Below are 5277 nucleotides of genomic sequence, written 5' to 3'. Positions count from 1 at the left end.
TGAGGCCGTAGCTGGCGAGCAGTTCGCCCTGTTCTTCGGAGGCGAGTTGCGACAGTTCGGCTTCTATCGCGGCGCAGACGGTGACGACGACGGCGTCCGCCTGTGCCGCCTTGTCGCGTACCTGTTGGACGTAGGCGTTGTCGCCGTCGATATGGGCTTCATCAACGTTGGCGACGTACATCATCGGCTTCATCGTCAAGAGAAACAGTTCGCGCATCGCCTTGCGCTCTTCGTCGCTCATCGGCAGGGTGCGGGCGAGGTTGCCGTCTTCGAGGTGCGGGGTGAGGCGGGCGATGATGTCCAGTTTCAGTTTGGCATCTTTGTCTCCGCCTTTGGCGACGCGCACCAGGCGCTGTTGTGCTTTTTCCAGTGAGGCCATGTCGGCCAGGATCAGCTCGCTTTCGATGACCTGGATGTCGGCAAGCGGGTCGATTTTGCCCGCGACGTGGACGATGTCGTCATCGTCAAAGCAGCGCACCACCTGGGCGATGGCGTCGGTTTCGCGGATGTTGGCGAGAAACTGGTTGCCCAGTCCTTCGCCCTTGGAGGCACCGGCGACCAGCCCGGCAATATCGACAAATTCCATCGTCGTCGGCAGCACCCGCTCCGGTTTGACGATGGCGGCGAGCGCATCCAGCCGTGGATCGGGCATATAAACGATACCGGTGTTCGGCTCGATGGTGCAAAAGGGGAAGTTTTTGGCGTCAATCCCGGCGTTGGTCAGGGCATTGAAGAGTGTCGATTTTCCGACGTTCGGCAGTCCAACGATGCCGCAGTTAAATCCCATTGTGTGTTTCTCTCTGGTTTCGCATGAAACGGCTGCGTTTAGCCGCCGCTATGCAGGCGGTGCATCGCTTTTTCCGCGCCGTCGCGCACGAGTAGCGGCAGGATGGCGAGGCCGCGCGCGATGGCGTCGTCTATTTTTTCCTGTTCCATCTTGCCGGGCGGATGCAGGACGTAATCCACGACCTGATTGCGGTCGCCCGGATGGTTGATGCCGAGGCGCAGGCGATAGAAATCTTTGCTGCCGAATGCGGCGATGATGTCGCGCAGGCCGTTGTGGCCACCGTGGCCGCCGCTGTATTTCAGTTTGACCGCGCCTTCCGGCAAGTCCAGTTCGTCATGGACAACGAGGATTTCTTCCGGCGCCAGGTCGTAAAACTTGGCAAGCGCACTGACGGCGCGGCCGCTGGCATTCATGAAGGTGAGCGGTTTGAGCAGGTGTAGCGGCTGCTGCGCCAGCGTGATTTTGCCGTATTCGCCCTGAAATTTTTTGTCTTCGGCGAGCCGCCCGCCTTCGCTGGCAGCGAGCTGATCCAATAGCCAAAAACCCGCGTTGTGGCGGGTTTTTTGGTAGCGGGCGCCGGGGTTGCCGAGGCCGACAATCAGTTTGATCATCCGCGATTACTCGGCAGTGCTTTCGTCCTCGTCTGCGGCAGCGGATTCTTCGCTTTCAGCGGCACCGCGTTGCGGATGAACGATTTGCGCAACCACGGCTTCAGCGCGGTCATCGTCGTGCAGCAGGCGCACGCCTTGTGGCAGTTTCAGGTCGCGCAGGTGGATGACATCGCCCAAGGCAACGTCGGTCATGTCAACTTCAACGTATTCTGGCAGGTTGCGCGGCAAGCAGACGATTTCCACGCTGTTGAGGTGGTGTTCGACCAGTCCGCCCGCCTTGACGCCGACACTGCCTTCTTCGTTGACAAAGTGCAGGCTGACGGTGGCTTGCAGTTCCTGGCCACGAACAACGCGCTGGAAGTCCATGTGCTGATAGAGCGGTTTGTAGAGGTGGCGTTGTACATCGCGTACGATGACTTCGATGTCGCCTTTGCCTTCGACTTGCAGATTGATGATTTGCGAATAGAAACTGTCAAATCGGCCAAATTTGACCAAATCGTCCTGTTTGACGGCAACTGCCAGGGCAGCTTCTTCGCCACCGTAAACGATGGCGGGTACCAGTCCTTGACGACGCAGGCGGCGGCTCGCACCTTTCCCGCTATCCTGGCGAACGATGGCGCTCAGGGTGTAGGCATATTCACTCATGGTTTTCTCCGTAGGATAAAAAAGAGCGCTTGCGACCAGCGCTCTTCAAGGTTGTTCGCGGTTCGTGTCTAGTTGACGAACAGCGAGGAAATGGATTCTTCGACGTGGATGCGGCGGATGCTTTCGGCAACCAGTCCGGCGATGGAAAGCACGCGGATTTTTTTGCAGGCTTTCGCTTCTTCGCGCAGGGCAACGGAATCGGTGACAATCAGTTGATCCATGCCGGATTTTTCGATGTTGGCGATGGCGTTACCGGACAGGATGGCGTGGGTACAGTAGGCCGTTACGGTACGCGCCTTGCGTTCTTTCAGCGCGGTCGCCGCATTGGACAGGGTGCCTGCGGTGTCAACCATGTCATCCACGATGATGCAGTCGCAGCCTTCAATGCTGTCGCCGATGATGTTCATCACTTCCGATTCGTTCGGGCGCGGGCGACGCTTGTCAATAATCGCCAGTTTGGCGTCAATTTGTTTGGCGGTCGCGCGCGCGCGCAAAACCCCGCCAATATCCGGCGATACTACCACCGGGTTTTTGAAATCTTGTGCCAGCAGGTCATTGAGGATGATCGGCGTGGCGTAAATGTTGTCCACCGGGAAATCAAAGAATCCCTGTATTTGGTCGGCGTGCAGATCCAAGGTCAGCACGCGGTCAATGCCGACGCCGACAATCATGTTGGCAACCACTTTGGCGGAAATCGGCACGCGCGCGGAACGCGGACGGCGATCCTGGCGGGAATAGCCAAAGTAGGGGATGACGGCGGTAATACGGTTGGCAGAAGCACGGCGCAGGGCATCGCTCAGAATGAGCAGTTCCATGATGCTGTCATTGGTGGGATGACTGGTCGGCTGAATAACAAAAACGTCCTTGCCACGGACGTTTTCTTGCAGTTCTACCCGGATTTCTCCGTCGGAAAATTTGTCAACAATGGCATTGCCCAATGGCAAGCCGAGATGCTGGACAATCTGACGGGCAAGTTGCGGATTCGCGTTACCCGTGAATACGGTCATGCTGCCTCTGGACACGTTTTCACCTTGGATGTTGGGTAGAAGAGATGGCTGGGGTGGAAGGATTCGAACCTACGAATGCCGGGATCAAAACCCGGTGCCTTAACCACTTGGCGACACCCCAATTTTTGAACAACGGGTTATCCGCCCGTTCCCCGCCTCGGTCGGCGAGAGGCGCGCATTATAGCGATTTGTTCTGCGTGCGCAAGGCGGATACCGCAGTTTTTGTGCATCTGTTTATATTGTCGTCATTTTTTGCACGACCAGCTTCATCTGGTAGTCTTTTTGTTTCAGGCGGATGCTGCGGTAATACGCGCCCTGCCAGTCGCGGACATCGACCTGCCAGCCGTCGGCGTTGAAACTTTCGTCGCTGCGTTGGGTAATCAGCCAGTTGGCGATGGATTCGAGCGGCACTGGCAGGCCGACTTCTTTTGCCAGTTCTTCTTTGCTCATCACTTCTTCGCGCGCCCCTTCGCGCACGTTGATGACACCACCGCGATAGTCAATGCGCATCCGTTCCTGGCCGAAGGGGTCGGTGATGACCAGCAGTTCGTCCTGGTTGTGGTGGGTCCATGCCATGTTGGCATTGACGCCTTTGTCTTCGCAGCCACGGCTGCGGTGGCATTCGGGGTAGCGCATCGCAATTTTGCCTTCGGCGCGCCAATGTTGCGGGTTGAGCGTGGTGGTGTAGCTCACGTTTTCGTCTTCTGCCGGCGGCATCGCGCAGCCGGCGAGGAGCAGGGCGAGGCCGAATGCCGCCAGTTTATTTTTTCTTGTCATGGTCGAGTCCCAGTTTTTTGCCAATGGATTTGAGGGCGAGATTGTCCGGCTGCCCCTGTTTTTCGTAGCGATAAACTTCGGCGGCGAGCGCCTTGTCGCCGGATGCGTCCAGCACTTCGATGTAATGCGCGGGTATTTCGTCGTTGCGATAGGCGGCGTAGGCGCGGCGCAACCAGTTGAGCGCGTCCTCGGTTTTGCCCTGGCGGTAGAGCAGCCAGCCGTAGCTGTCCTGAATCGCCGGGGAATCCGGGTAGAGTTTGATGGCCGCTTCTATCAGTTGCGCTGCTTTTTTTTCGTCGTCCGTTTGCGTCAGCAGCATATAGCCGTAGGCGTTGAGCGCGTCGATATTGGCCGGGTCAGCGGCGAGGATTTTGTTGAACTGCTCCTCGGCTTCCTTGAGGTTGCCGCGCGCGGCGTTGAAATCGGCGAGGACGTAGAGCAAATCAACCTGATCGGGATAGCGTGCCAGCGCTTCTTTCAGCAATTTTTCCAGCCGCCGCCATTGCTGCGTCCGCCGCAGTTGCGCCGTTTCAACCAGATAGGTGTCCAGCACCTGCGCGTCATCGGGGAATTCCTGACGCAAGGCGGCAAAACGCGCCTGTGCCTTGTCGTAATCGCCCCGGTTGAACGACAGCAGCGCCAGCCGCTCCTGCGCCTGCAAATAACGCGGCGAATCGGCAGCAATCTCGCCGAGCAGGGTAGTGGCAACATCCTCTTGCCCGCTGTGCTCGGCGGCGTTGGCGACAAAAAACAGATAACTGTTCATGTCAATGCGATGGCTGTCCAGCAACTCGCGGAACGCCTGCAACGCTGCCGGATAATCGCCCGCCGACGCATACAACTGCGCCACCAGCTGCCGCACCGTTGCATCCTGCGGGCGCAATTCTTTCCAGCGTAGGGCGAGGGTAATCGCATCCTGCCACTGATAATGCGCGACCAGCATATCCACATAGGCCGAAAGCAGATTGATGTCCTGCGGATAGCGCGTGGTGATGCGGTCCATAATCTTGCGTGCCTCCTGCAACTTGCCGATGCTCGCCAGCACCTGCGCCTGCATCAGCTCCAGCTCACGCCAGTTGCCGTCGAGAGCGATGGCATCGCTGAACGCCTGCACCGCTGTTGTCACCTTGCCCTGCTCCTTCGCCATCAGGCCAAGATAATAATAAAGATACGGATTCTTCGGGAACTGCGCGCTCAGCCGCTGCAACAACACCAGCCGGGTGGCGCTGTCCGGGAACTCCGCCAGCACGCGGAAAATCTGCGCCACCATCTGCGGCCCGCCATCGGCATCGAGCAAGGCCGACATCTGCGCCAGCGCCTCATCACCGCGACTGTCGGCAAGCAGCACGCGCAACAGCGCCAGCCGCGCGTCCAAATCCCTGGGAAACGCCTCCAGCCAGACACGGGCAATCTTCTCGGCGCGGGCAAAATCGCGCGTATCCCAGGCGAG

The 5277-nt window shown here is 58.6% G+C and carries 6 protein-coding genes and 1 tRNA gene; all 7 read right to left on the bottom strand.

The features are described from left to right. The coding region (gene ychF, locus Q0349_RS12640) for a redox-regulated ATPase YchF (RefSeq protein WP_298081375.1) at positions 1 to 787 on the bottom strand (787 nt) is incomplete at its 3' end. 38 nt (positions 788 to 825) lie between these two features. Then, positions 826 to 1398: an aminoacyl-tRNA hydrolase gene (gene pth, locus Q0349_RS12635; protein ID WP_298081374.1), complete on the bottom strand. Its 573-nt coding sequence runs from the start codon at positions 1396 to 1398 to the stop codon at positions 826 to 828. Positions 1399 to 1404: 6 nt separating this feature from the next. Continuing rightward, positions 1405 to 2043, bottom strand: a complete 639-nt coding sequence (locus Q0349_RS12630) for a 50S ribosomal protein L25/general stress protein Ctc (RefSeq protein WP_298081373.1) — start codon at positions 2041 to 2043, stop codon at positions 1405 to 1407. A gap of 68 nt (positions 2044 to 2111) precedes the next feature. Further along, positions 2112 to 3050 carry a ribose-phosphate pyrophosphokinase gene (locus Q0349_RS12625; RefSeq protein WP_298081372.1) on the bottom strand — a complete coding sequence of 313 codons (939 nt, stop codon included), beginning with the start codon at positions 3048 to 3050 and terminating at the stop codon, positions 2112 to 2114. Positions 3051 to 3095: 45 nt separating this feature from the next. Continuing rightward, positions 3096 to 3171 (bottom strand) — tRNA-Gln (locus Q0349_RS12620). 113 nt (positions 3172 to 3284) lie between these two features. Beyond that, complete coding sequence (locus Q0349_RS12615; protein ID WP_298081371.1) at positions 3285 to 3827, bottom strand: lipoprotein insertase outer membrane protein LolB; 543 nt, start codon at positions 3825 to 3827, stop codon at positions 3285 to 3287. After that, a partial coding sequence (locus Q0349_RS12610; protein WP_298081370.1) for a tetratricopeptide repeat protein occupies positions 3811 to 5277 on the bottom strand: 1467 nt, incomplete at its 5' end. The genes Q0349_RS12610 and Q0349_RS12615, both read right to left, overlap by 17 nt.

The organism is uncultured Cardiobacterium sp., assembly GCF_938028185.1.
GTDB lineage: Bacteria > Pseudomonadota > Gammaproteobacteria > Cardiobacteriales > Cardiobacteriaceae > Cardiobacterium.
The sequence above is the reverse complement of the archived record's forward strand: the minus strand, read 5'-3'. Positions and strand labels throughout refer to the sequence as shown.

Excerpts from the sequence above, each read along its gene's own strand:
- pth (WP_298081374.1), bottom strand. The coding sequence starts at position 1,398 with ATGATCAAACTGATTGTCGGCCTCGGCAACCCCGGCGCCCGCTACCAA.
- Q0349_RS12615 (WP_298081371.1), bottom strand. The coding sequence starts at position 3,827 with ATGACAAGAAAAAATAAACTGGCGGCATTCGGCCTCGCCCTGCTCCTC.
- Q0349_RS12625 (WP_298081372.1), bottom strand. The coding sequence starts at position 3,050 with ATGACCGTATTCACGGGTAACGCGAATCCGCAACTTGCCCGTCAGATT.
- Q0349_RS12630 (WP_298081373.1), bottom strand. The coding sequence starts at position 2,043 with ATGAGTGAATATGCCTACACCCTGAGCGCCATCGTTCGCCAGGATAGC.